20 protein-coding genes and 1 pseudogene are annotated in these 22836 nt (G+C 46.3%); 9 read left to right on the top strand and 12 right to left on the bottom strand.

The window, feature by feature from the left end:
• Window positions 1–249: 249 nt before the first annotated feature.
• From NYE26_RS10065 to NYE26_RS10050, 4 genes and pseudogenes are all read right to left on the bottom strand, one after another.
• The gene (locus NYE26_RS10065; RefSeq protein WP_339255473.1) at window positions 250–1782 is read right to left on the bottom strand and encodes a carboxylesterase family protein; all 1533 of its coding nucleotides are present in this window, start codon (window positions 1780–1782) and stop codon (window positions 250–252) included.
• 388 nt (window positions 1783–2170) lie between these two features.
• Window positions 2171–2530, bottom strand: a complete 360-nt coding sequence (gene mnhG / locus NYE26_RS10060) for a monovalent cation/H(+) antiporter subunit G (RefSeq protein ID WP_081751132.1) — start codon at window positions 2528–2530, stop codon at window positions 2171–2173.
• Complete coding sequence (locus NYE26_RS10055; RefSeq protein ID WP_036725027.1) at window positions 2520–2813, bottom strand: Na(+)/H(+) antiporter subunit F1; 294 nt, start codon at window positions 2811–2813, stop codon at window positions 2520–2522. The genes mnhG and NYE26_RS10055 overlap by 11 nt, the downstream gene beginning before the upstream one ends.
• A pseudogene (locus NYE26_RS10050) lies at window positions 2813–2965 on the bottom strand (Na+/H+ antiporter subunit E); the annotation flags it as partial. The gene NYE26_RS10055 and the pseudogene NYE26_RS10050, both read right to left, overlap by 1 nt.
• Before the next feature lie 477 nt (window positions 2966–3442).
• On the opposite strand from NYE26_RS10050, the gene NYE26_RS10045 reads away from it, so the two are divergent.
• A complete protein-coding gene (locus NYE26_RS10045; RefSeq protein WP_339255471.1) occupies window positions 3443–4006 on the top strand; it encodes a hypothetical protein in 564 nt (187 codons plus the stop codon).
• A 73-nt stretch (window positions 4007–4079) separates the two neighbouring features.
• Here NYE26_RS10045 and NYE26_RS10040 read toward each other — a convergent pair whose 3' ends face one another.
• Entirely contained in the window at window positions 4080–4508 is a 429-nt protein-coding gene (locus tag NYE26_RS10040) for a hypothetical protein (RefSeq protein ID WP_339255469.1), read from the bottom strand.
• A gap of 31 nt (window positions 4509–4539) precedes the next feature.
• On the bottom strand, window positions 4540–5235 hold the full coding sequence (locus tag NYE26_RS10035; RefSeq protein ID WP_339255467.1) for a thioredoxin domain-containing protein: 696 nt from the start codon (window positions 5233–5235) through the stop codon (window positions 4540–4542).
• 764 nt (window positions 5236–5999) lie between these two features.
• Here NYE26_RS10035 and NYE26_RS10030 point away from each other — a divergent pair.
• From NYE26_RS10030 to NYE26_RS10005, 6 genes are all read left to right on the top strand, one after another.
• Entirely contained in the window at window positions 6000–6755 is a 756-nt protein-coding gene (locus NYE26_RS10030; protein WP_339255465.1) for a hypothetical protein, read from the top strand.
• Window positions 6756–7191: 436 nt separating this feature from the next.
• Window positions 7192–7701, top strand: a complete 510-nt coding sequence (locus tag NYE26_RS10025) for a PIN-like domain-containing protein (RefSeq protein WP_339255463.1) — start codon at window positions 7192–7194, stop codon at window positions 7699–7701.
• Between the two features lie 4 nt (window positions 7702–7705).
• Window positions 7706–8326 carry a PIN-like domain-containing protein gene (locus tag NYE26_RS10020; protein WP_339255461.1) on the top strand — a complete coding sequence of 207 codons (621 nt, stop codon included), beginning with the start codon at window positions 7706–7708 and terminating at the stop codon, window positions 8324–8326.
• Between the two features lie 456 nt (window positions 8327–8782).
• A complete protein-coding gene (locus NYE26_RS10015; RefSeq protein ID WP_339255459.1) occupies window positions 8783–9571 on the top strand; it encodes a hypothetical protein in 789 nt (262 codons plus the stop codon).
• A 497-nt stretch (window positions 9572–10068) separates the two neighbouring features.
• Window positions 10069–10779: a hypothetical protein gene (locus NYE26_RS10010; RefSeq protein WP_339255457.1), complete on the top strand. Its 711-nt coding sequence runs from the start codon at window positions 10069–10071 to the stop codon at window positions 10777–10779.
• Between the two features lie 98 nt (window positions 10780–10877).
• The gene (locus NYE26_RS10005) at window positions 10878–11099 is read left to right on the top strand and encodes a DUF4238 domain-containing protein (protein WP_339255455.1); all 222 of its coding nucleotides are present in this window, start codon (window positions 10878–10880) and stop codon (window positions 11097–11099) included.
• A 304-nt stretch (window positions 11100–11403) separates the two neighbouring features.
• Here the strand turns inward: NYE26_RS10005 and NYE26_RS10000 are convergent, their stop codons facing one another.
• From NYE26_RS10000 to NYE26_RS09975, 6 genes are all read right to left on the bottom strand, one after another.
• Complete coding sequence (locus NYE26_RS10000) at window positions 11404–11643, bottom strand: AAA family ATPase (protein WP_339255453.1); 240 nt, start codon at window positions 11641–11643, stop codon at window positions 11404–11406.
• A gap of 231 nt (window positions 11644–11874) precedes the next feature.
• Complete coding sequence (locus NYE26_RS09995) at window positions 11875–12231, bottom strand: group II intron maturase-specific domain-containing protein (RefSeq protein WP_339255451.1); 357 nt, start codon at window positions 12229–12231, stop codon at window positions 11875–11877.
• A 139-nt stretch (window positions 12232–12370) separates the two neighbouring features.
• On the bottom strand, window positions 12371–13615 hold the full coding sequence (gene ltrA / locus NYE26_RS09990; protein ID WP_339255449.1) for a group II intron reverse transcriptase/maturase: 1245 nt from the start codon (window positions 13613–13615) through the stop codon (window positions 12371–12373).
• A 510-nt stretch (window positions 13616–14125) separates the two neighbouring features.
• Entirely contained in the window at window positions 14126–14803 is a 678-nt protein-coding gene (ltrA, locus tag NYE26_RS09985) for a group II intron reverse transcriptase/maturase (RefSeq protein WP_339255447.1), read from the bottom strand.
• Between the two features lie 3 nt (window positions 14804–14806).
• On the bottom strand, window positions 14807–14932 hold the full coding sequence (locus tag NYE26_RS09980) for a hypothetical protein (RefSeq protein ID WP_339255445.1): 126 nt from the start codon (window positions 14930–14932) through the stop codon (window positions 14807–14809).
• Window positions 14933–15977: 1045 nt separating this feature from the next.
• On the bottom strand, window positions 15978–19565 hold the full coding sequence (locus NYE26_RS09975) for an LAGLIDADG family homing endonuclease (RefSeq protein WP_339255443.1): 3588 nt from the start codon (window positions 19563–19565) through the stop codon (window positions 15978–15980).
• 422 nt (window positions 19566–19987) lie between these two features.
• Between NYE26_RS09975 and NYE26_RS09970 the strand changes: the two genes are divergently transcribed.
• A complete protein-coding gene (locus NYE26_RS09970) occupies window positions 19988–21733 on the top strand; it encodes an SNF2-related protein (protein ID WP_339255441.1) in 1746 nt (581 codons plus the stop codon).
• Complete coding sequence (locus NYE26_RS09965) at window positions 21730–22800, top strand: YqhG family protein (RefSeq protein ID WP_339255439.1); 1071 nt, start codon at window positions 21730–21732, stop codon at window positions 22798–22800. Before NYE26_RS09970 ends, NYE26_RS09965 begins: the two co-directional genes overlap by 4 nt.
• The last annotated feature ends 36 nt before the right edge of the window (window positions 22801–22836 follow it).

Below are 22836 nucleotides of genomic sequence, written 5' to 3'. Positions count from 1 at the left end.
GATATTTTGAATTATTATATCTTTAATTTTAAGTAAATCAGCTCCGGTCACCTTTTTGCCTTCAAACGTTCATGAAAGCATCAACTCTTTATTACATCTTGGTGAATACAGCCGAAACTACTCTATCGGGCTATTGTTTGATAGAGAATAACATGCTACGGGACTGTCCAGTAATAAAAACAGCGGCAATCTAAGACTCAATAAATAAAGTCTTAAACTGCCGCTGATCCTATCAAGAACAGAATCCCCTCAGACCGGACTGCCAGTCTTCTTGAAGTACTGCTGCACCAGAAAATTCATGATCTCGCCGGGTTGTTCTCTGGAGAACTCCGCCTTGTCTGCGAACAGCATCCCGTAAGGTGCTTCCGGGGTGTACGGCTCCCAGTGCGGCAATGCTTCGCCTGTCGAATCTTGTCCGTTCGGGTCGCCGGTACGGATGAAGTGGGCGGTATAATTGCACATCTGGCGGGCCAGATCATAATGCTTGCCGACAAACGGCCGCCAGCACTTGGCCAGCGTCTCGAAGAAGAACCACAGATCCACCGAGTGGAAGGTGCCCGGGTTATCCCATCCCGGAATCTCCGCATCGAAATTATAGTAATAGAGCGGGGTTTCGCTTCCGGTATCCGCATTCGCCTGCCCGGCGATCCGGATGGCGTATTCGATTCCGCTTACCGCTGCCCGCTCCGCCGCTTCCTGAACAGCATCCGGCCTTGCGCCGCTAAGCTTCAGGAAGGTCTCCGCATCCTCCCCGAACATGTCCGCCGCAAGCTGCTTGAGCTCCCCGTAGGACTGCACCTTCGGAGTGCTGAAGAACTCGGAGGAGGTATGGCCGAGCATAACCGGCACCTTCAAGCGTCTATTCTGCACGAACAGATCGAACGGATTCCCCACCTGGAACTTCTGGTCCGCAACGGTGCCCCAGAAGCCGCCAAGTGCTACTGCCTTGTCCCGCAGATAGACCGCATCCAGCTTCCGCGCTTCCGCAAGTGTGGATACACCCAGGTACTTGAAGAACTCGATGCCATCCTGCTCTGCCTCCTGCAGTATCCCCCGGAGCGGCGGCAGCAGGGTTCCCGGATACAGGTCGGTGAAGATACCGCTTTCAACAATCGCCCGCTGAAACAATCCTTCGTTCTGCGGAGAGGTAAGCTGGCTCATGACACTGCCGCCGCCCGCTGACTGCCCGCCGATGGTGATGTTGTCCGGGTCACCGCCGAACGCAGCAATGTTGCGCTTCACCCAGCGGGTAGCGGCCTGCTGGTCAAGGTTGCCGAAGTTGGCAGGCGCCTCCGGTGATTCCGCGGTAATCTCGGGATGGCAGAGGAAGCCGAAGATATTCAGCCGGTAGTTAATCGTCACCACCACAATCCCTCTGCGGGCAATCCGTTCTCCGTCGAACTCCATCTCTGCCGGATGGCCCACCTGCAGCCCGCCGCCGAAATACCATACATAGACGGGTAGCTTCTCGTCCGTCTGTTTGGCCGGAGTCCATACGTTCAGGTACAGGCAATCCTCGCTCATCGCAATGTCAGGCTCCACCGCCCACTCACGGGTATAGATATTGTTATCATCCAGCTCCTGTCTGACCTGCATGGAGACCGGTGCGAACTCGTGGGCCTGAAGTACACCCTCCCAGTCTTCGGCAGGCTGCGGTGCCCGCCAGCGGTTCTCCCCTACAGGCGGTGCTGCAAACGGTATTCCCTTGAAGCTCGTAATCCGGGGATCGGCTGCGGGCAAGCCTTTTACCGTGCCATTCTCCACATTGACCATTCTAAGCATATTACCGTCTCCTTTACATCCACATCGTTGCTTACCCCCAAATTCTAATAGACCCCTTGCCCCAAAACAATGATCTAAGCAGGGCCATAATTGATCTATTCTAACATGCTTGTGCTCCATGCTACCGAGAACGAGCCGTTTGGATGATCATGCTTTAATGGCCTTTAAGGCTTCTGATAAGAAGTGATGATTGGGAAGCTTCCAACACAGCTCTTGCAGCCGCGCCTTAGCCGTTATATTTAACGCGGCATCCTTCTGTATATGCCGTGCTTCAATAGCACAGCACCACTGGAACAAGCTACGATAACAGCCTTCTCTACAGATAAACGAGATTCACCCCATGTAACCTGGTTCCCACGCTTCCTATAAAGAATTCAGCGATTAACTATTATTTTACAGACGTTTCCTTGCTTTCTTCCCCCAGCACCTTCAGGTCATCCTGAACGCTTCCCTTCCATAAGGGCACTCCGGAACGGTAGGCAGCCCGGCCATTTAAGTGACCTGCTACCGGTGAAGTGATGAATACAAATACAATCGCCAGCAGAAGCTTGACATTAACCGTTCCGTCTTTGAACCAAAAGTACAGGAAACCTCCTGTCAGTAAACACAATACCCCGAAGGTTGCACTTTTGGTAGCCGCATGTGAACGCAGATAGACATCGGGCAGCCGGACTAAGCCGAAGGCACTTAAGCCGCAGAAGACTGCACCCATTACCACAAGAATAGAGCTAATCAGTTCACCTGTCATTGGGGTTCCCTCCATCCTCTATAACGGCTCCCCGTTCAATATATCTGGCCAGTGCCGTAGTACCAATAAACGTCAGTATCCCGATAACCAGAATGACTTCTATAAAATCCTGGGTATCCAGCAGCATACTGAAGACGGTTATCATAGCGAGTACATGAATGCCGATCGTATCGAGTGCGGCAACCCTGTCGGAGCGGGTTGGCCCTTTCAGGAGACGGAACAGGCAGGCCAGCATCGCCAGAGCCAGAATAATCATGGCCACGGTTAGCATAACTGGGATCATTAACGGGTCACCTCCCTGATCGCTCGTTCGAAAGTACCTCTAATCTGCGTGACCAGCAGCTGTGCATCTTTAATATCAATAGCATGAATGTACAGCGTCTTGCCATCCTTCGACACATCAAGAGTCAGGGTTCCCGGTGTCAGACAAATCAGGCTAAGATTTATGTTTATTTGGATCATTGTTTATCTGATCGCAGGACCTACCATGACATTAATTCATCTATTAGAGCGGCTTTATGTCATCTTAACAACAACATTACGAGGGATACTTTTAGCACTTGTAATACTTGTGTGGCTTTACGTATATCTGTGGTCAGCTTTCGGAGAGCTTAAGAGAACAACACTGGTTGGTTGGAATCATTTATATTCATCTAATCGGATTGAGTGGTGCTGACGATAGTCTCACGGTGCAATTGATTGAAAAGGCTAGAAGCGTTTTGTTTTATCAATTAACGGCAGTTATAACCTTATTTTATTTTATTTTTAGAGAGCAAAGATCAGCATCTGACATAACTACAGCACAAGAGATGCTCATGCTTTTTCTTACGCCCACTATTTAGAATGCAGTGACTACGCAAAGAATAAAAAGGAAATATATTGACATAATAATTGAAAAAGGAGGAATGCAATTTGAATTTAACTAATTTAATAATCTGTACATCGTTAATTTTCGGATCTTTGCTAAGTAATCAGTATTCCATCGTGAATACGAATAGTTTCACAAATTCAACTTCGATTCACGAATCGCTGGATAAAGTTGATGGAAAGACTTCCGATCAAACAGTCGCATTGTTTGAAAAGAAATTCGATCGCAAAGTCTTACTTCCCAAAGAAATTCCTTTTAAAGTAACTGACATTGAAACATCCTTGGATGAGATTCCAAAAACTTTAACAGTTAGTTACCATAATAAAAACTTAAGGAAGGTCCTTGTTGTAACTCAAATGCTAAATATCAGGCCGAAAACTGGTCCAAAGTTCTCTCCAAATCAGCATGAAAAGATAATAAACGTATCGGGTATTGCAGTCACATATATTTACGACTTACCTGATAAAATACCTAATTATGTAAGATTCATAAAAGGGGATATGATTTACTTTATTAACTTCAGACAATTCGAGGATGCCAATGTCGACAACTATATAAAGGTAATTAATTCAATGATACCTGCTCTAAGTTCAAATCAAGCTAAGTAAAATTGAAAAGGACAGACCTTAGACTGGTTGGAGTCATTAGGTTTGTCCTTTTCAATACTTCACTATCTTATAATCACTTCGCTATCCAAGCATACCCAGAACATCCCACTTGGCCTGAACCACCACATTGTACCCTAGCGTAATAATACCCATCTGAAGGTGCTTGTCCATAAAAGTTTAAATTTCCTGTTTCATTATATAAGATTCCCTTCGGACCAACAACCAGAGTGTAGTCTGGATATCTGTAAATGCCAAGCGCCATATTGTGAACACTTCCGTTATTATAAAACCCAAATTGATATCCTTGACCTTGTGTTAGATACACAGCTTGAGTCTGGACAAAACTATCGCTTGATGTAAATGCCGCTGTATAACAGGTTGTTAATGTAGCACATGTCCCTGTAGTATACGCATTAGCTGAAGGGATTGCTGTAATGAATACAAAAACGATACTCAAAAGAACAGCACTAAACTTTTTCTTATTAAAGAAACTTCTTAACATATTAAATTCCTCCTCTTTAGTATCCAATTTTCTATTCTAATTGCTGTGTTATAACTGCTTTTAATGGCTCATAATCTCCACTTACTGCAACTCCATTAACAATAAAAGTAGGTGTCCCATAAACTCCATTTGCAGCAGAAATTTTGAAATCTTCTTTAACATCTAACAAATACGTGTAATTATTTAAATCTTTTTTAAATTGGTCTAGGTTTATACCTTCAATATTTTTCTTAACAAAATTCAATAAAAACTTTTCTGTAGCCCATATACCTTTCTCGTTTCCCTGATTTAAATATAATTTTCGTTTGAACTCCCAATATTTTTCTGGATTTTGATTATAAATGGACTCAGCCGCTAAGGCTGCTTCAATTGAATCTGGTCCAAGAAACGGGAAATTAATAACATAAAATTGCACTTTTCCACTATCAATAAACTCTTGCTTAAAGCGCGGAAAGTTTTCTTTATCCCATTGAGCACAAGAAGGACATTTGAAATCAATAAACTCAATGACTTTTACTTTTGCATCAGGATTTCCTAAAGTTGGCTGCTTCTCCAATTTAAAATCCCCAACTGAGAGTTCAATCTTACCCTTAGCATCCATAAGCGCTGGGAGTGCCTCAATATCTCCTTTTTGAGCTGAACTTATTCCTTTTAAAAAAAACAGTCCAGCCAATACAACAATAATGGCTAACACAGGAAGAATTATTACTCTTTTTTTGCTCTTCATTTCTAACCTCTCAAATTTAATAGGTTTACGGATATTGTGAGTTGATTACCAAGGAAGTAATTATTACTTCTATGCCTCAATCAAAATTGAAATTACGACAGATTTCCATCTTAATCTCAGAGCATCACTTCCATTTCATTGGAATATATTAAAATATATTTCCATAATGTTTTATAGACTCAATATAACATTTCATTTTTGATAGATGCTGTCGTATTTTGACACACCCAAATTTTTTTTTGCTTTTCTGACTTACTTAGCACTTTTCAGTTTCCGCTATCGCATACTGTCCAAAGATTCTTGGAATACGCTGTCCTAAATAGCTGGAGCGTTCACGAGATTGAAACCTACAAGACCACTAAGTCATTTCCCTACCAAATAGGAGTGATTCTAGTCCAGAGTAGTATGTCTTTCTTGAAAGCGTTGACGTTAAAACAAAAGAAGATTTTAAGGCCCTTGCTCAGAAAGATTAAAAAAGCTAGCGTCGCTATTATGAATTTTGTGAATCTTCTTGGAATGTCGTAGGTTGCTCTTGCTGAAGTGGTGTACAAATAATCAGGTTTTTAGTGTAACCGTCGACCTTCGACTTTAAATAGTACATTACGACATACTCCATCCTCTATATAATGAAAAGCACTACCTTTGAATTAAGTTATAGAAATACTGAACCTTCGTTGAGTAAATGGGAAAAACACTTCCAATATGTGTTAATGTTAGTTTACTATATAATGGGAAGCAAAAAAATGGACTAAGGAGTGCGTCTCATGACATCAGTCACACAAAGGATTGCACAAATTAAGCAGCCTTATGGAGGCTACCTGAAACCAAAAGATTTTGATGAAATAATATTTGATGACGGGATTGAACTCTACCCTGAAGAGAACATTAATGCGGTTTTAGTCGGAACAGCAGTTGATTATTTGACTCGTTATACAATGGGGACTCCTGCGGACCAGGCATTTGATATTTCACTATTTGGTGCATCAATTATTGACGAAAAAGAAGATGCTGATTTCTTACTGTCTAGAGTGCGGGGATTGGATGATTTATCAATAAGATCTGCATGCAAACTTGTGGGGTATGATGTATGCGCTAGAGTGGGGATTATTGGATATAAGAATGTGGATGATATTCATGCAGACGAAAAAACAGTTTTCAATATTCGCACCATGGTATATCGTAGTCTTGCCTTTTTCGAACAATATGGGCGAATCATCAAAGAAGGCTTCACTTTTAAATTTGGGTACACACCAGGCGATGGAGACTTTCTCACCGAAGATACCCTATGGGATTTCAAGGTCTCAAAAAATAAGCCAACGACTGGACATACTTTGCAATTATTGATGTATTACATTTTAGGTATTCGTTCAATACATAGTGAGTTTTATGATGTGAAGAAATTAGGTATCTATAATCCAAGGTTTAACAAAGCATATTTGCATGAGATTTCAAAAATTGATTCTTCGTTGATAAATAAGGTGGCTGCTGACGTTGTAGGTGTAGAAGCAAATATTATTTGATGGGGATTCGTTTGAAGAAAGCTCTCATTGTGTTATTGAACGGAGCTTCAAGCTCACGAAAAACCAGTATGCTATGGAACTAAAAAAGTAAAAGAGATGCCCTCTCATCGCCTATTCATGATGCTTTTTTGGGGTAACTATAATGATTTCATCAAAAAACATATCCAGGCATTAAACCTACACGAGTATTGGATGCTGAAGTTGTCTCAGAGATCCTTTTTGATCCCATCAATTCACTGTACTATGTGACTATTAAATTATTCTCATAAATGGGGCTGAATGCTTTTTTAAAATGAATTAAACCGTTCTTACTTAAAGATAGAGAATGAAAGCGAGAGGCCTTTCATTCTTGAATTGGTAGAAGGTACTTAAGTCGCTACCGCCACCATCCTTATTACAATGAAGGAATAACATTCGACATAGAGGAGAAATATAAATGACGATTGATGTATCATATGAACAGTTTGAAGACATGTGGTCAGACTCCCCAGATGTGATTTTAGATACAAACTGTTTTCTTGAAATACACAGGAAGTCCACTTCCGATCAGGAAGCTATTTTAACTATCCTCAGAGGCATCCAAAAATCTGTATGGATTCCCGCCCAGGTTAAAGAAGAATATATGAAAAATTACCGCCACGTAAAAAAAACGGCGGAAGAAAAGTATAGCGAGGTTACCAAACAAATAAAGCAAACTACTGTAAATGCCCGAAACTCTCTAGAAAAACAGTTTATCCAATATAAAGGCAATAATTACCCCAAAATCAATGAACTAAATGCTTTGATTCTAGCAAAATTATCCGAAGTCGATGAAGAAGCAGCTAACTATCAAACAGAAATTCAGGCTGAAATTCAAAAGAATAAGTTAATGCTGGAAACTGACAAAACAACACAATTTTTAAAGGTCATTGAAATATCCGACAGGGTCGGCCCCCCCTTCACCTGACGAAATGAGTTTAGAAAAATATGGAGATCTGCTGATTTGGAAACAAATTCTTCATCATGCAGGATCATCGGAAAAATCGGTTATTTTTATTACTAACGACGCAAAGGAAGACTGGTGGGCTCTCGATGATGACAAAAAGCCTATTGAACCACGCAAAGAATTACTTAATGAGTTTGGAGAATATAGCAAAAATTCATTTATCATGTTGAACTTATCAATGTTTATTCAATATGTAAATCAACTTTATGGATATACAGATCCTCGGTGGATCAAACTCCGTATGGAGCAGGAGGAATTCACTTCTCAATGCATTGAACTTGGTGGCGGTTGGGATGTAGTTTTGGATGATCGTTTGGCTCTTACTAGCTACCTCATTCATAGTGGTGACTTACAGGATTATTTGGATAATCCGTTATCGGATGTTGAAATTTTAGAATATTTAGATTATGACATTGACATAGAGTCTTTCAACATAGATGAAGCAGATTCTACAGTCATTATCGTAGGCTATTTTAGTACAAAGATTATTGTTCAAATATCGGAAAGTGCTTTCTCTGATTATTATATCGATCGTCACAATCAGGAGATTATTATAACGGTTGGATTAATATTAAATGTACAGTAACATTTGAAGAGCATAATTACATCATTCAAAAAAAATCAATTGATTTCAGCATCGGCGGTTTTGAGGCAATATTAGTTTCCCAACAATATTATGAAGACGATAAAGAAACTGAGACGGAAGACCATTTACCATTTTAAAAGAGGGTTCATTTTGTGTACATTGTAACCACCCGCGATACCAAGATATGCGGCTACATTAGATTCATAGCAATGAGGCGAGTAAGATTTTAGTCTTATTCACCTCGTTTCCCCAACTAATCAGGTCCACTTCCGTTATTGAAGAACATCCTTACGGATAATCTGTACGTTCGGAGGCACTTTAAATCGCCGATAAGCTATAGTTGTGTATCAGTTGACTGTAATAATAAATATTAAAAAGTTAGAGGTGTACAGAATAATGCTTCATTCCACTGGCATAACGCCCTTGCTAGAAGAGATCATAGCCTGGGAGAAGGTAATGAAACAAAGCATTTCTTACTTGGAGACACCTACAGGTTATTTTCTACAATTCGATCCAAATGATAATGGTGGGTATAGAACCTCCCCAATCGACTCGATCATGTTTGCACGTACAGGTATGGACGGCATTCACTTTTCTTTCTTGACAGACTTCAGTTCCGTAACTGATTTAAGTTTGGCGCCTATTGTTCGCGTCGACCCGATGGATTTTGGGAACTGTATTAAAATAGTTGCTAAAAATATCAGAGATTTTTTCACTCTTCATTTTTCTGGTCATGAAGATCTTCTACTGAACGAGTTTGAATCCAAAGAAGAATATATAGATTATTTGGAAGAGCAAGATCACAACGAGGAAGATAATGAGTATTTTGATAAAAAGAAATGGTACCAGCAGAAGAACGAGGTACGTGAGAATGCTATGCAGCACTTCGGATTCCAGCCCATTCTTGACGGGTATGAATACATACAAGAGGCACGAACGATAAGACAGAATGAATTAATTTTAAACACTATTGATGGATTGGGGGTTACAGCACGAGATAAATTCTTTTATAAAGCAACTCCTCATCCGTGGCACCTGAAGGAGATACCCATTACGATGGTTAAACTGTTGCAGCTCTATATTGCTAAATCGGAGCCAACAGGTTTTTTCGGATTTATTCGTGACTGTCAATCTCAAGGTGTAAATGATACCAAAATCATTCAAGCGATATACGAACAACTCATATCGCTCAACCTGCCTTCTGAAGCCAAACGGCTGTTATTTTGTATGGATATATATAAATAAATAGCGGCAACTTAAGCTCGGTTAATTATGCCTTGGTCGTCGTTTCTTCTTTCCTATTAAAGAATTTACGTCCAAACGTTAAAAACGTTTGGACGTAAATTATTGCTGTGCTTAGTTAATTGCTGTGGTACTGTAACCATTAATTATTTTCAACATAAATAATTCCCCATTCATATGTCTACCAAGTGATTATTAATAATATTGCTCTGTTTTCAGTTCTGCTTCTATTGTGATTAAACGTTATTCATCCCCTCATCTCTTAGTTCACCATTTCTTGTATATACTTTACGATCACCCATCTATGAAAAGACTTTTCAGAGCAAACAAGTTATTATCCATTATATTTTTGTCAACAATACATATTGAGTAGTTCGAATGATTATATCAGGATTAAATAAAACAAAGATTTCTTACCAAAGTTGAAACGTGTGACAAGTGGATTTTGATGACGATAGAGGAATAGCTACAACCAATTCTTTACTGGAAGGTGATATATTTTGAGCGAACAATTCAGCTTTTCTCTTAAAGTCTTAGATAAGTGGAAACAAAAATGGAATATTGAAGCAATCGATTACTTAAAGACTGCACAGGAGAAAGTGTATTTTTCAATTTTGAATTTAAACTCTTATTATTATATTCAAAACGAACTAAATAAAAAAAATGAAAACTGGTTGAAGGAATTCGAAAAAGGAAAGCCTTTTGAGTTGCCATCAAGTTTATTAAGAATAGATTATTATTATGCGGAGCAACCTGCGGAAATTTTTATGAGTAAGATTACATTGGATTTTTTCGGCACGGTACATAGCTTCTTCGATACTTACGCACATTTTTTGCATAAAGCTTTATTTCCTCAAGATTCTCTTCCCAACAATTTGTACTTTCATAAAATCAAAGAAAAAATAGAATCTGATAATTCTATGAAAAATATTATGGATAAGATAAATGAGAAACTAGAAGATATCTACGTTTATATTGGAGACATAAATAATATGAACAAGCATAGAAAACATATACTTCCAATCAGTGAACTTAGTTTTATAACTGGAAAACAATCATTTAGCTTTCCTGCTTTTAAAAAAGGAAAAGAACATGATGAGCGAATTACTAAAGAGACACTAGAGTCTTCTTGTAAATTGATTATAGAGCTTTTCAATGAGGTGACTCAAACAGTATTTGATTACAGCGAAAATATAAAATCATCAACATAACATTATTATCGCAGCAGATTTATCACATCAATTAAATGTTATAATATGGAAGTGAACAATGTAAAAGATAAGTTATATCCACTGAAAAAGGTGATCATATGGAAGAAAAAAAGCGAAAACAACATTACATTTGGCGGCATTATTTGACTGCGTGGGAAGATGAAAATCAAAAACTTTATTGTTTACGGAAAAATAAGATTTTCCCTGTCAGCGCTAGAGATGTTGCAAACATCCGTGACTTTTACCGTTTAGATGAACTTACTTCACTTGATATTGAGATGATAACAAAATTATTCATAGATGGTTTTGGGCCTGAATAAATTGGATTACGCAGTTCAATAAGATTTTTGATTTAAAACGATTTCTTGAGCAGAAAGGGATAGCTTCGGAAGAAGTGAATGAGCGCATTGAGGTGTTTATTAATAATATGGAAGAAGAACTTCATAGTAAAATCGAAAGTATGGGTACGCCCTACTTAAAGTTACTCAGAAACGGAGATGCATCATTCTATCAAAACGCGCTGGGGAAGACAGATTTTAACATCTTCATCTGTACTCAACATTTTCGAACAAATAGGATAAAAAATTTTATTCTCAGAAGTGTAAATTCCCCACCAGTTTCACCTCATTTTGAAACGGTAATTGGTTCATCTATATTATAGAAATCGGTCTCTTGAAATTCTAGAGTCCGAATGGACCGTTCAGGATTGAAAAGATAATGCAGGATCGTTAAGATACTTGTTTTTCCTGCGTTATTTCCACCTACTAGGACGACCATATCCATCCCATTTACTACTTTCGGAACGATTGTAATTTCTTCATCGAAATTTCTGAAATTGCTTATTTTGAGTTCCTTAATCCGCATAATCTCACTCCTTGAATGTATATATGTCATAACGGACTAGAGTAAAGGGCTGAACAAATTCAGCCCCTCCTCATCAAACCGTACGTGAGTTTTTCCCTCATACGGCTTTCCGATGTTTGTCATTCATGGGCATGCAGATTACAATAGCGTTTTTAGTCCATATTGGATGTTCAAATATCTAACTTCTGACCGGGATTTCATCCATCTTCCTCGTTGTCTCTTCTTCGTGTACTACCGGGTTAATCGCTGCAGAATATACCAATCCAGCTTTGCTAACCTCTTTTGGCTGTAGTTCGTGTAGTAATAATTTCTCCATCCTTGAATCTTGGGATTGAGCCATTCCACGTGTTCCACGAACGATTTCCAGCGCATGCCGGGCGGTGCTAATCTTTCTTTGACCACGCCTCGGATACGTTCCTCTGCCTTCTTCGTTAGCCACTGTTGTGTGGTATAGTACACCTTCCCTTGAGAAGTTTCTGCTTTCGTTTTTCGGTGGTGCATTCCTAAGAAGTCGAATCCCTCTTCTCCTGTCCACAGGCCTACAATGCGGGTTTTGGTTGGATGTAGCGTAAGCTCTAGACGTTCCATAATTCTGCGGATGAGTTCATACGCATGTTCGGCATCCTTCTTGGTTTTACAGACCACGACGAGGTGAGTAGCCCGAGGGAATCGCACCCTCAGGCCCTCTCAGAACCGGACGTGAACCTTTCGGCTCATCCGGCTCCCATTATCCAGCCGAGGGCAGTATGCCCAATCTCCAATGTGCAAACAGTTTGGGAATGTTCCTCGCCAGTTGCCCCAACCATCGAATGGCTTTGGTCTTGTGTCGCTCGAGCTTCTTGTATTTCCGAGCCCACATCACAAGCGCATCGTTCATATGGCATAATACGGGGTAGAGTTGCGACTTATAAAAGTGGCCATAGTAGTTGATCCAACCCCTGACGGAAGCATTGAACATTTTTGATAAATCCTCAATATCCAGATCCGGTTTCAGGTGCATCCGCCATCCTCTAATCGTCTGTCTCATCGCTTTGCTCGCCTTGTTGCTTACGGCTGGCGTAAAGTTGATGAAATATTTCCCGAACCGGTTCTTTGATCGTCTTGGTCGAAAGGTGTATCCCAAGAAATCGAACTTGATCTCTGTATGATCGCCTTTCCGGTCATCATCTTTGCAATAGACAATCCGCGTTTTATCCGGATGCAGTTCGAGTTTGCAATCTTTGAACCGTTCCTTGAGCCGCTCTAGCAGTTGTTCAGCCTCTTCTTTCGTTTGACAGTGAATCACTGCATCGTCCGCATATCTTGCCCACGGATTTTGGGGATGCTTTTTTGTCATCCAGATATCGAACGTGTAGTGCATGAACAGATTCGCAAGTACCGGACTGATGACACCTCCCTGGGGTGTGCCGGAGGTTCTCTCTTTCTTGCTCCCGTCCTTCATTTGGAAGGGAGCCGTTAACCATCTATCGATGTAGAGAGCCACCCACGCGCAGTCCGTATGTTTCTTCACCGCTTTCATCAGCAACTCATGGTCGATATTGTCGAACAGACCTTTGATGTCAAATTCCAGCACCCAGTCATATTTCCAACATCGCGTTCGCGTCACTCGAACCGCATCAATCGCGGATTTCGCTGGTCTGTACCCATACGAATCCGGGTGGAAAATAGGTTCCACTAACGGTTCAACGTACAGTTTGACTGTCATTTGCGCGATTCGATCCGATACCGTTGGGATTCCCAATATCCTTACACCGCCGTTTTTCTTCGGTATTTCTACCGCTTTAACTGGCGGTGGGAAATAGCTTCCTGAGGACATCCGATTCCAGATTTTATAGAGATTGTCTTTCAGGTTTTCTTCGAACTTCTGTATCGACTGTTCATCGACTCCGGCCGCTCCTTGGTTCGCTTTGACCAGCTTGTACGCTTCCCAGACGGCATGCCTTGAGATTTCATACGGCTTTGTTTTGTCCATTTGTTCCTCCCACTTTCGCGGTTGACGTATTTTCAAAACAGGATAACACAGCCCCTTCGCTCCGCCACCTTTTCAGTAGGTTCATCGCTACTACGGGCTATTCCGCCCCTATACTCCGCATCTGTACTTTCACCCTTGCGGGATTTCCGCTTGGATTTTTCCATTGTCATCGGAGTCGTAGGTTCCCACGTTCCGAACAAGAGCCTGTGCTAAGTTCACGCCGCCTTCATGCCGGCCACCATCTGGACAGTAAACAGGTTTCCTCCAGACTTATCCCGGGCCAACGACTCCCTCCCGGTTTTGATGACGTCCCTACGCTTTCGACACTTTATCAGCCATTGACTTGTGTTCGTCTCCATAGCACTCACCTGACAGAGTCTCGCTCTGCCTTTTCCTTAACGCTCACCACCACGGCTTTTGACCGTAGCAGCTTAAGGTGGTTTGAAGCCTCCGCCTGCACAGCGGCTCCGAGGGGCCCTCCCTCATCTCTTGTTCAGCATTGCTTGGCTCTTACGCGCCGCACATTCGTGGCGCACAGTCGTCCGCATACCTTGTCAGTTCTCCCAGCCTACTTCCGTGTTTCTCCCATAACTGGTCAAAATAGTTCAGGTAGATATTTGCCAAAAGCGGGGAGATGCCCCCACCTTGCGGTGTCCCTAAATCGGAGCGCCGTACGTTTCCTTCTTCCATCACTCCCGCATGAAGCCACTTCCGTATGAGCTTCAAGATCCGCCTGTCATTGATACGCATCTGTACCAGTTTCATGAGCTTCTCTTGATTAATATGGTCGAAGTAGCCTTGGATATCGACGTCGACTACCCAATTTCCTTTCCGGTTGCAGGCTTTCCGGATTCGATCCAACGCTCCTTTCGCACTTCGTTTCGGATGAAATCCGAAGGAGACTTCTTTAAAATCTGCTTCAAAGATGGGTTCAATCACGAGTTTGGTTGCCATCTGCATCACTCGGTCGCGCACAGTGGGGATGCCTAGCGGTCTTGGCTTCCCATCTTTCTTGGAAATGTAGTGCCGCCGTACGGGCTGCGGGTGGTAATGGCCTTCCTTCAGTTCTCGTTCGCATTCCTTGAGGAAACTTGTTTCCCCTTGTTCTTCAATTTCTGCGAGCGTCACGGCATCCACTCCCGCAGCTCCTTTGTTCGCTCTCACCCGTTTCCAGGCTTCGCACAGCACATCCTACCGGTAGACTTTGTCGTACAGGGCATGGAATTTACGCTTGTTGTTCTCCTTGGCCGCATGACCTAGCTTTTCTTGGAGTTCTTGAACTTTTTCCTTGGGTGTTGTTAGCCGTTTGGCATTCACTCACTCGTACCTCCTCCAAAAGCATAAACAAAGCAGGGCTCCTTCCCTCCCTAAGGTATGTTGTCCTTAGGTTCCTTGGTACTACGAACCCCTCGGACTCCCTTCCCACAGACGGTTCATTTCGTCTTTTGGACTTATAGAGCGCCTCTTTACGGGTTCCTAAAAAAATTCTCCCGTGTGGGGGAGGGTCTCCCCAGTTCACTGCATCCTCTTTACTACCATGCCGATCCCTTTACGCTGGAGGATTCTTCACTGTCGCTCCAAGTTCTTGACAGCTTCCATGGCCTTCGCCCAATTTCCCGAGGCTCGGCTTCCTCTCTTCCCTCTTGCGAGGCCTTTTTGACAACGCGGCAGGATTCACTTCATGTTACGGCCTGGCAGTTTGCTCGCCCTGTCTCTGACAGGTACTTTTGTCGATTCGCTTTTACATACGGCTTTCACCCTACGTAAGAATCCTAGCTACACGGGGGCTTGGCCCCTCCCACAACCGGGCTTTCACCGGCTAGACGATGCGTGCTTAGCTGGGCACGCGGTAATAAAAAATACGGCAGCACAAAACCTATGCTGCCGTATTCATGGTGTGGAGTACTACCTGACGCCTATTTGAGCTTACTTCCTACAGATCAGTGTGTGAAAATATCATCAGATTATTTCTGACATTCTTTTTCAATGCGGCGTTGAGTTTTCGATATGTGCCTAACTCCATATCTCCACGAACATCTAAATCTAACCTGTACGTCTTTTCAATTGTTTCAATCTTAGTATCGTCACACTTCTTACGATAACGTCCATCCTTGTTACGATTACGCATTAAAATCCCTCTCACAATGTTGGTAATTGCATAAGGAAAAACGGATTTCTTAAGATTGGTCTGAAATAGCCGATTTTAGTGTAAAACAGGGCTGTATTTAAACATTTATTTCCATATATAAGGTATTTTCCTGTGGATATCTCGTTTTTGGTGGCATTCCGTCCCGTTTTTTATGGCGATATCCCGTTTTTGGTGGCACATCACACTAATTAATTATGGAATTCAATTCCACCTTTACCCACACCGGCTATACCCACAATTCCCGCAAGTTTTACAGCCCTCAATATTAATCAGCGAGGCGCTGCCGCAGGAAGGGCAAAGATCCCGTGAAGCGGTAGCGTGGCTGTGCGAGCCGTGGCTACCGTGGCCGTCATCGGCGGATGCGGCAGGAACCGTGGATTTCAGCTCGGCGTTCAGCGCCTCGTTGAAATCAAGCTCCAGTGTGGCCGCGATGGGTGCCGGGATATGGTCATCATGGGCGTTGTTCAGCACATGGGTCTCCAGGGCTTTGGCTACGGCGTCGGCGATGGACTCGACGCGGTTCGCACCGAAACCGATGGCGCCGGAGCCGCCGATGCCCTTGAGGTGCTTGATCAGCAGGCCGACCTTCTCGCCGTGATCGCCGTAGCGCAGGAACAGCGAGCAGACGCGGCCCAGGGCTTCCGCCATGGCGAAGACGTCAGAGCCAGCCTTGCCGACATTCAGGAAAATCTCGGCCGGGATACCATCAAGATCGTTGATCGTGATATACGCCATGCCGAACGGCGTGTTGATCTTATAGGTCGCGCCGCGCAGCACCTGCGGACGTTTCTTGTATTGCTTGTCTACTCCGCTGGCCGCTGCCTGGTGGGCAGGCGCTGCGGCTACAGTTGTCGGAGCTGACGGAGCGGCTTCCGTTTCCTTAATCACCTCAGGCTTGGCAGCCGTTGCCGGTTCGTCCTTCTTGTCCTCCTTCTTCTTCGTCTCCAGCACCTGTACATCACGGCTGCCATCACGGTAGATGGTTACGCCTTTGCAGCCCAGATCGAAGGCCATTTCATACAGTTCGGCGGTCTCTTCCACGGTGAAGTCAGACGGGCAGTTCGCAGTCTTGGAGATAGAACTGTCCACCCAGCGTTGAATAGCGGCCTGTGCACGGATATGATCCTTAGCGGACAAATCCATTGATGTGACGAAGTAGTCCGGCAGTTCTTCTCCCGGATGAGCTTCCAGCCATTCCTGGGCGATAGGTACGAACTGCTCATCGTATCCAAGACGGCTCTGGCGGAAATATTTGAAGGCGAAATACGGCTCAATGCCTGTAGATGTACCCACCATAGTCCCTGTGCTGCCTGTAGGGGCCTGGGTAATTACAGTAACATTGCGCATGCCATGCTTGCGGATCGACTCGCCGACCTCCGGGTAAACCTCGGTAATATTCCGCATGAAGCCGCTCTGCAGATATTTATCGGTGTCAAACGCCTGGAACGCCCCCTTCTCGCCGGCAATCTCGGCGGAAGCCAGATACGCCTCGCGGGCCATGAAGCCGTAGAGCTTGTCAAGGAACTCCAGCGATTCCGGGCTGCCATAACGGATATTCAGCTTGATCATCAGCTCAGCCAGACCCATGGTGCCGAGACCTACGCGGCGTTCGAGCTTCTGGTTGGCTTCATTTTCCGGGAAATGATATGGTGTCTTGTCGATGACATTATCCAGGAAACGCACGGAATAACGGGTCGTTGTCGCCAGATCTGCCCAGTCCACATCATGCTTCTCGGCATCGTAGAACTTGGAGAGATTGACGGCGGACAGGTTGCACACGCCCCAGCCGGGAAGGCCTTGTTCCCCGCAGTTATGGGCAACAACACCACCAGCGATCAGCGAGTGCGTAACAGGCTCAGTAATATCGTATACCGTCACAACCTCGCCTGCTTCGATACCAACGACTTTGGAGATAAACTTTTCATTTTTGCGGGAAGGCCGGGCAATCCGCTCCAGTGCTTCTTGTTTTCTGGTAATCAGCTTGAAGCCGATCTTATTCTTGAACTCCAGGATGTTGTTGCCGCTTAAGATCAGCTCATAGAATCCGCTGCCTTCATAGCTCCGTTCCTCGCCTGCTATGGTCGTATACGTAAATACAGCTTGATTCTTCTTCTGACGGTTATAGATGGAACTGTTAATTCCGAAATTAAGCAGCAGCAATTGAACGCCTTGAAGAAGTTTTTTGGAAGCTGAGGTCAATCTGACCGTACGGTGCATCTCATCATTCTCATATACCGTTCCGTCTGCAGAGAATAATCCTTGCAGGAATGCCACAACCGTCGCACGTGAAGCTGTATACAGCGCAGCCGGAACCTCTTTTTCAGCGGCTCTAACTGCCTTCACTCCGAGTTCCTCAAGTTGTTCATTGACCCACCCCTCACCAAGCGTATCCTCAGCCGCAAAAGCACCTTCACCAGACTGCAAATAAACGCAATCGTCTGCACTCAGAGTCTGAGCCTCTTTCCAGCCGGAGTCAGTAAATAAGCGGTGTTCAGGCGTTACGGACAGCTCCACCCCATTTTGCAGCGAGATCTTCAAGGTTTCTCTGGTGCCGGTTGGGAACACTGTCGCCCGTCTCATCTGTAGACCTGGAACTTCATAGCTTCTTCCGCCAACCACTTTGGCCTGCTCCACCAGTCTCGAATCGGTTCCCACCAGGAAGGATTCCGTTCCGACCTTCTTATACAGCTCTTCAATGGTTAAGAGACCGTATTCCGTTGCAATCCGGGTGTCCGGGTGGAAGCACGGATTGGTACAAATGATTGGATTGAAATACCAGCTATTCGACATCTGATTATAATATTCCATGAAAACAACGCCCGGTTCTGCGGACTTCCAGGCCGATTCGATAATCGTATGCCAGACATCGCGTGCTCTGACGGTGCGGTAAGGGATGACACGGCGGTTGTCGGCCTTCCATTTATCCAGATCGCCGTCCCAGAGGGTGTCGTAATCCGGGTCGGTCGTATCCGGGAAGACCAGCTCCCAGTCCAGATCCTCCTTGACGGCCTTCATGAAGCTATTACTTACGCATACCGACAGGTTGGCGTTCGTCACCTGGCCCATCGTCTGCTTCACGGTAATGAAGTCCAGCACATCCGGGTGCCAGTCGTTGATCATTAGCATCAGCGCGCCGCGGCGGCTGCCGCCTTGTTCAATCAGTCCGGTTGTATAGCTGAACAGGCCGCCCCAGGACACGGAGCCGCTGGAGGAACCGTTCACCCCTCTGACAATGGCACGGCGCGGGCGCAGCGAGGACAGATTGATGCCTACCCCGCCGCCGCGGGCCATAATCTCGGTCATCTCGGAGAGTGTCTCCATGATGCCGCCCCGGCTGTCTTTGGGAGAAGGAATCACATAGCAGTTGAACAGTGTAAGCTCCTCGCTGGCTCCGGCCCCAGCCGCAATCCGTCCGCCGGGAACCAGCTTCCAGTCATCCAGAATCGAGCGGAATTTGCCTGTCCATTCTTCCTGAAGCCCGGGTGTCTTCTCCACGGAAGCCATCGCTGCCGCAAGACGGTCCCACATCTCCTCCGGCGTCTTCTCAATGTTCAGCGTCAGCTTTTCCACATCCGACTGCACCAGCTCGCCACTGCGGGTTTTTACCGTAACCATCCGGCCTGTACGCTCTACAATCTCGCCAACCTCCTTGGTTGGGAACTTCGGATCATCCTTCGTCAGGACAAGTACTACATCGCCTACCTTGGCATTATTGCTGTCCGCGTCCTTCCAGGCATAACGGTCCAGGAATATTTTCTCGCTCAGACCCTCTAGACGCTTGTTGTGTTCCACTGTACTCAATAGCAAAACCTCCCAGGATATAATAGGTCATGCTTCCGGCGGCCGGGCAGCCGCAGCCTGCTTGTCCGGCGGAAGCTCCTCTTGTCAATAACAAACAGCCGAAAAAATCCGCATACCAGCTAAATTTCATGCTTTTGTAACAATATATGGTGTGCGTTAACTTTTAAACTATACCACATGTTGTGGATAGAGGTCTTTTTTGAAAAAGCAGCCCCAGGCAGGAATAACGGAAAAACAGGAAAAGAAAGGCTCATTTCCTCCCTCTTTCTCGCTTTTTTGCAAGCACTGGAACTGAAAGCTTTCAAGGCGGATTACAGCGTTCCTCTGTCAATTCCACGCCCCTCTGGTTATGAAATCTCTCTGAAACGAGCATACTACTGCTACGCATTTCGATATGAAACTGCGACGGAGGAGGCTGCAACATGACGCAATTATTCCGCAATTCCCTGCCCCAAGAGAAGGTAACTTCTGCGCCGCTGCTGCCTGTTCCTCTATCTTTTGAGCGTAACTGGCTGCATGATCTGGAATCGAGACTGGATAAAGGGGGGCCGTGGGGCGACTGGCGGTTATCCCGCCTTGCCGTGCAGGGAGAGCAGTCGGGCCTGGTTACCAGCTTCGATGAGCTGCAGTGTATGAAGCATCTGTCCGGGCTGTCTCCGCTTCCCCATCAGCTGGATACGGCGCACAAGGTGCTGTTCGAGATGTCGGGACGGGCGATTCTGGCCGATGAAGTCGGACTTGGCAAGACAATCGAAGCCGGGCTGGTGCTGAAGGAGTATCTGGTGCGCGGGCTGGTAAGCAAGGTTCTGATTCTGGTGCCGGCCTCGCTTGTCCTGCAATGGGTGCGGGAGCTGAATACGAAGTTCGGAATCTCTGCCGTAGCGCAAAAGAAAGCCTATTCTTGGGGCAATGACATTGTCGTCGCCTCGATGGATACGGCCAAGCGTGACCCGCATAAGGAAATGCTGCTGAGCCAGGAGTACGACATGCTGATTATCGACGAAGCGCATAAGCTGAAGAATAAGAAATCGACGAATTATCTGTTCGTCCAGCAGCTCCGCAAAAAGTACTGTCTGCTGCTCACCGCCACCCCCGTGCAGAACGATCTGGGCGAGCTGTTCAATCTGATCACGCTGCTGAAGCCGGGCCAGCTGGGGAATCAGGGCGATTTTGCTACTAATTTCGTGGTGGATAAGCGCCAGCCCAAGAACGAGGTCCAGCTCCGGGGCGAGCTGTCCAAGGTCATGATCCGCAACCGCCGGGGCGAAGGCCCAGTGAATTTCACCAAGCGCAAGGTGCGCAATATCCCCCTCACCCTCTCCGCTGAGGAGAAGGCGCTGTATGACGGAGTGACCGCTTTTGTCAAAGAACAGTATCAGGAGGCAGGCGGCAATCTCAGCAGTATGCTCTCCCTGGTCACGCTTCAACGTGAGGTGTGCAGCAGCCGGGATGCGGTGTTCGTAACGCTGGTGAATCTGATCAAGAAGCTGCCGGCCGATTCGCCGAAGCGCGAGCGGATGATGGGGCTGCTCCAGACGATCCGTACGGTCAAGACGAATACCAAGGCGGAGAAGACGATGGAGTTAATCCGTGAAATGAACGAGAAGGTAATCGTCTTCACGGAGTACCGGGCCACGCAGGAGTATCTGCTTCAGTATTTCCGTGACCATGGACTGCAATGTGTGACGTACTCGGGCGGGATGAACCGCGGCAAAAAAGACTGGATGATGGACCTCTTCCGCGGACGCGCCCAGGTGATGATTGCCACCGAAGCCGGCGGCGAAGGAATTAACCTGCAGTTCTGCCACCATATGATCAATTTCGATCTGCCCTGGAATCCTATGCGGGTCGAGCAGCGGATCGGCCGGGTCCACCGGCTGGGTCAGGAGAATGATGTGGTCATCTATAACCTCTCCACCGAAGGGACGATTGAAGAGCATATCCTGCACCTGCTGCATGAGAAAATCAACATGTTCGAGATGGTCATCGGCGGGCTGGATGTCATTCTGGAGCGCTTCGAGCAGAAGGGCTCGCTTGAGAAAAGCCTGTACAAAATCGTTCTCGAAGCGGGCAGCGACGAGGAGCTGCGCAGCGGGCTGGATACAATCGGCGATTCGCTCAGTGAATTGACCCACGCCAAGCTGGATGATAGCGGGGTGCCTAAGTGATGCTGACGCCTACAGAAGTGCGCAAGCAGGTCATGGATTATCTGGAAGCGACTGAATGCACCATATTGGAATCCTCGCCGCTGCATGTGACGGTGAAGCTCTCCCCCCGCGCGGACCGGATGCTGACGGACCGCCCTTATTATTGGGGCTTCGTGGAGCGCACCGGCGTAGATCCCGAGACCTTGTCCTTCAGCTTCGTCTTCGACCCGCAGAAGTACGATGAACTGGCCGCGCAGGCTGCTGCGCCTGCGGCCCGCCCGCGCGGCGGGGCCAGCCGCCCGGCAGGGGCGGGAGCACCGCCAGGTGTGGCCGGGGCGGCGGATGCCGAAGCTGCTGCGGAGCCGCTCGGCGCAGCGCAGGCGCCGGGAGCTGCGCTGCCGCCCGGGGTATCTGCTGCGCCGGAGGACAGCATCCTCGCGCGGTACTTCGGCATCGTTCCGGCGCTGCCGCGCCTCGGACCGGGCATGATCCGCCGCGAGGATGTGACCTACGGCAGCAAGCGCCTGCGGCAGATCTGGTCGGCGGCACGGGACGAAGGCCGGTGCCTCCAGCTGTTCGAGGACCCTGGCCTCAGGCAGCGGACGACCTTGTTCTCTGCCGCCTACGAACCGTGGCTGGCGGTCTGCTACAAGGTCGAGATGACCTGTGACCTGAAGCGGGAGGAGCTGCATTTCATCGCGGTGTCGTTAACCTCCGGGCTGATCGTCCCGGACTTCGAGGCCCGGCTGGCCGGCAAGGAGCTGACGCCACGGCTGCCGGAGAACATTCATGTCCAGCCGTTCGAGCTGGGGATTACGGACGGGGCCGACCGGCTGGAGGGATACCTGACCTCGAAGCTGGCGCTGCTGGATTACACCTGGGCGGAAGAAGCGCGCGAACGATTGGAGCTGGAGCTTAGCATCGTGGACATCTACTACGCGGAGCTGCTGAAAGAACCGGAAGAAGAGAAGCGCCTCGCCATCCTGGAGCAGTATAACCGCCGCCGCCAGGAGACCTCGTGGCAGTATGAGCCGCAGATTGCAGTTTCTGCCGTAACGTACGGATTGTTTCATCTGCGCAGCACATAGAATGCGACCTGGTCCGCTAAAAGCAGGCAAAAAAAC

The organism is Paenibacillus sp. FSL P2-0136 (assembly GCF_037975325.1).
Lineage (GTDB): Bacteria > Bacillota > Bacilli > Paenibacillales > Paenibacillaceae > Paenibacillus_AQ > Paenibacillus_AQ silagei.
This window is presented reverse-complemented; position numbering and strand designations above follow the sequence as displayed.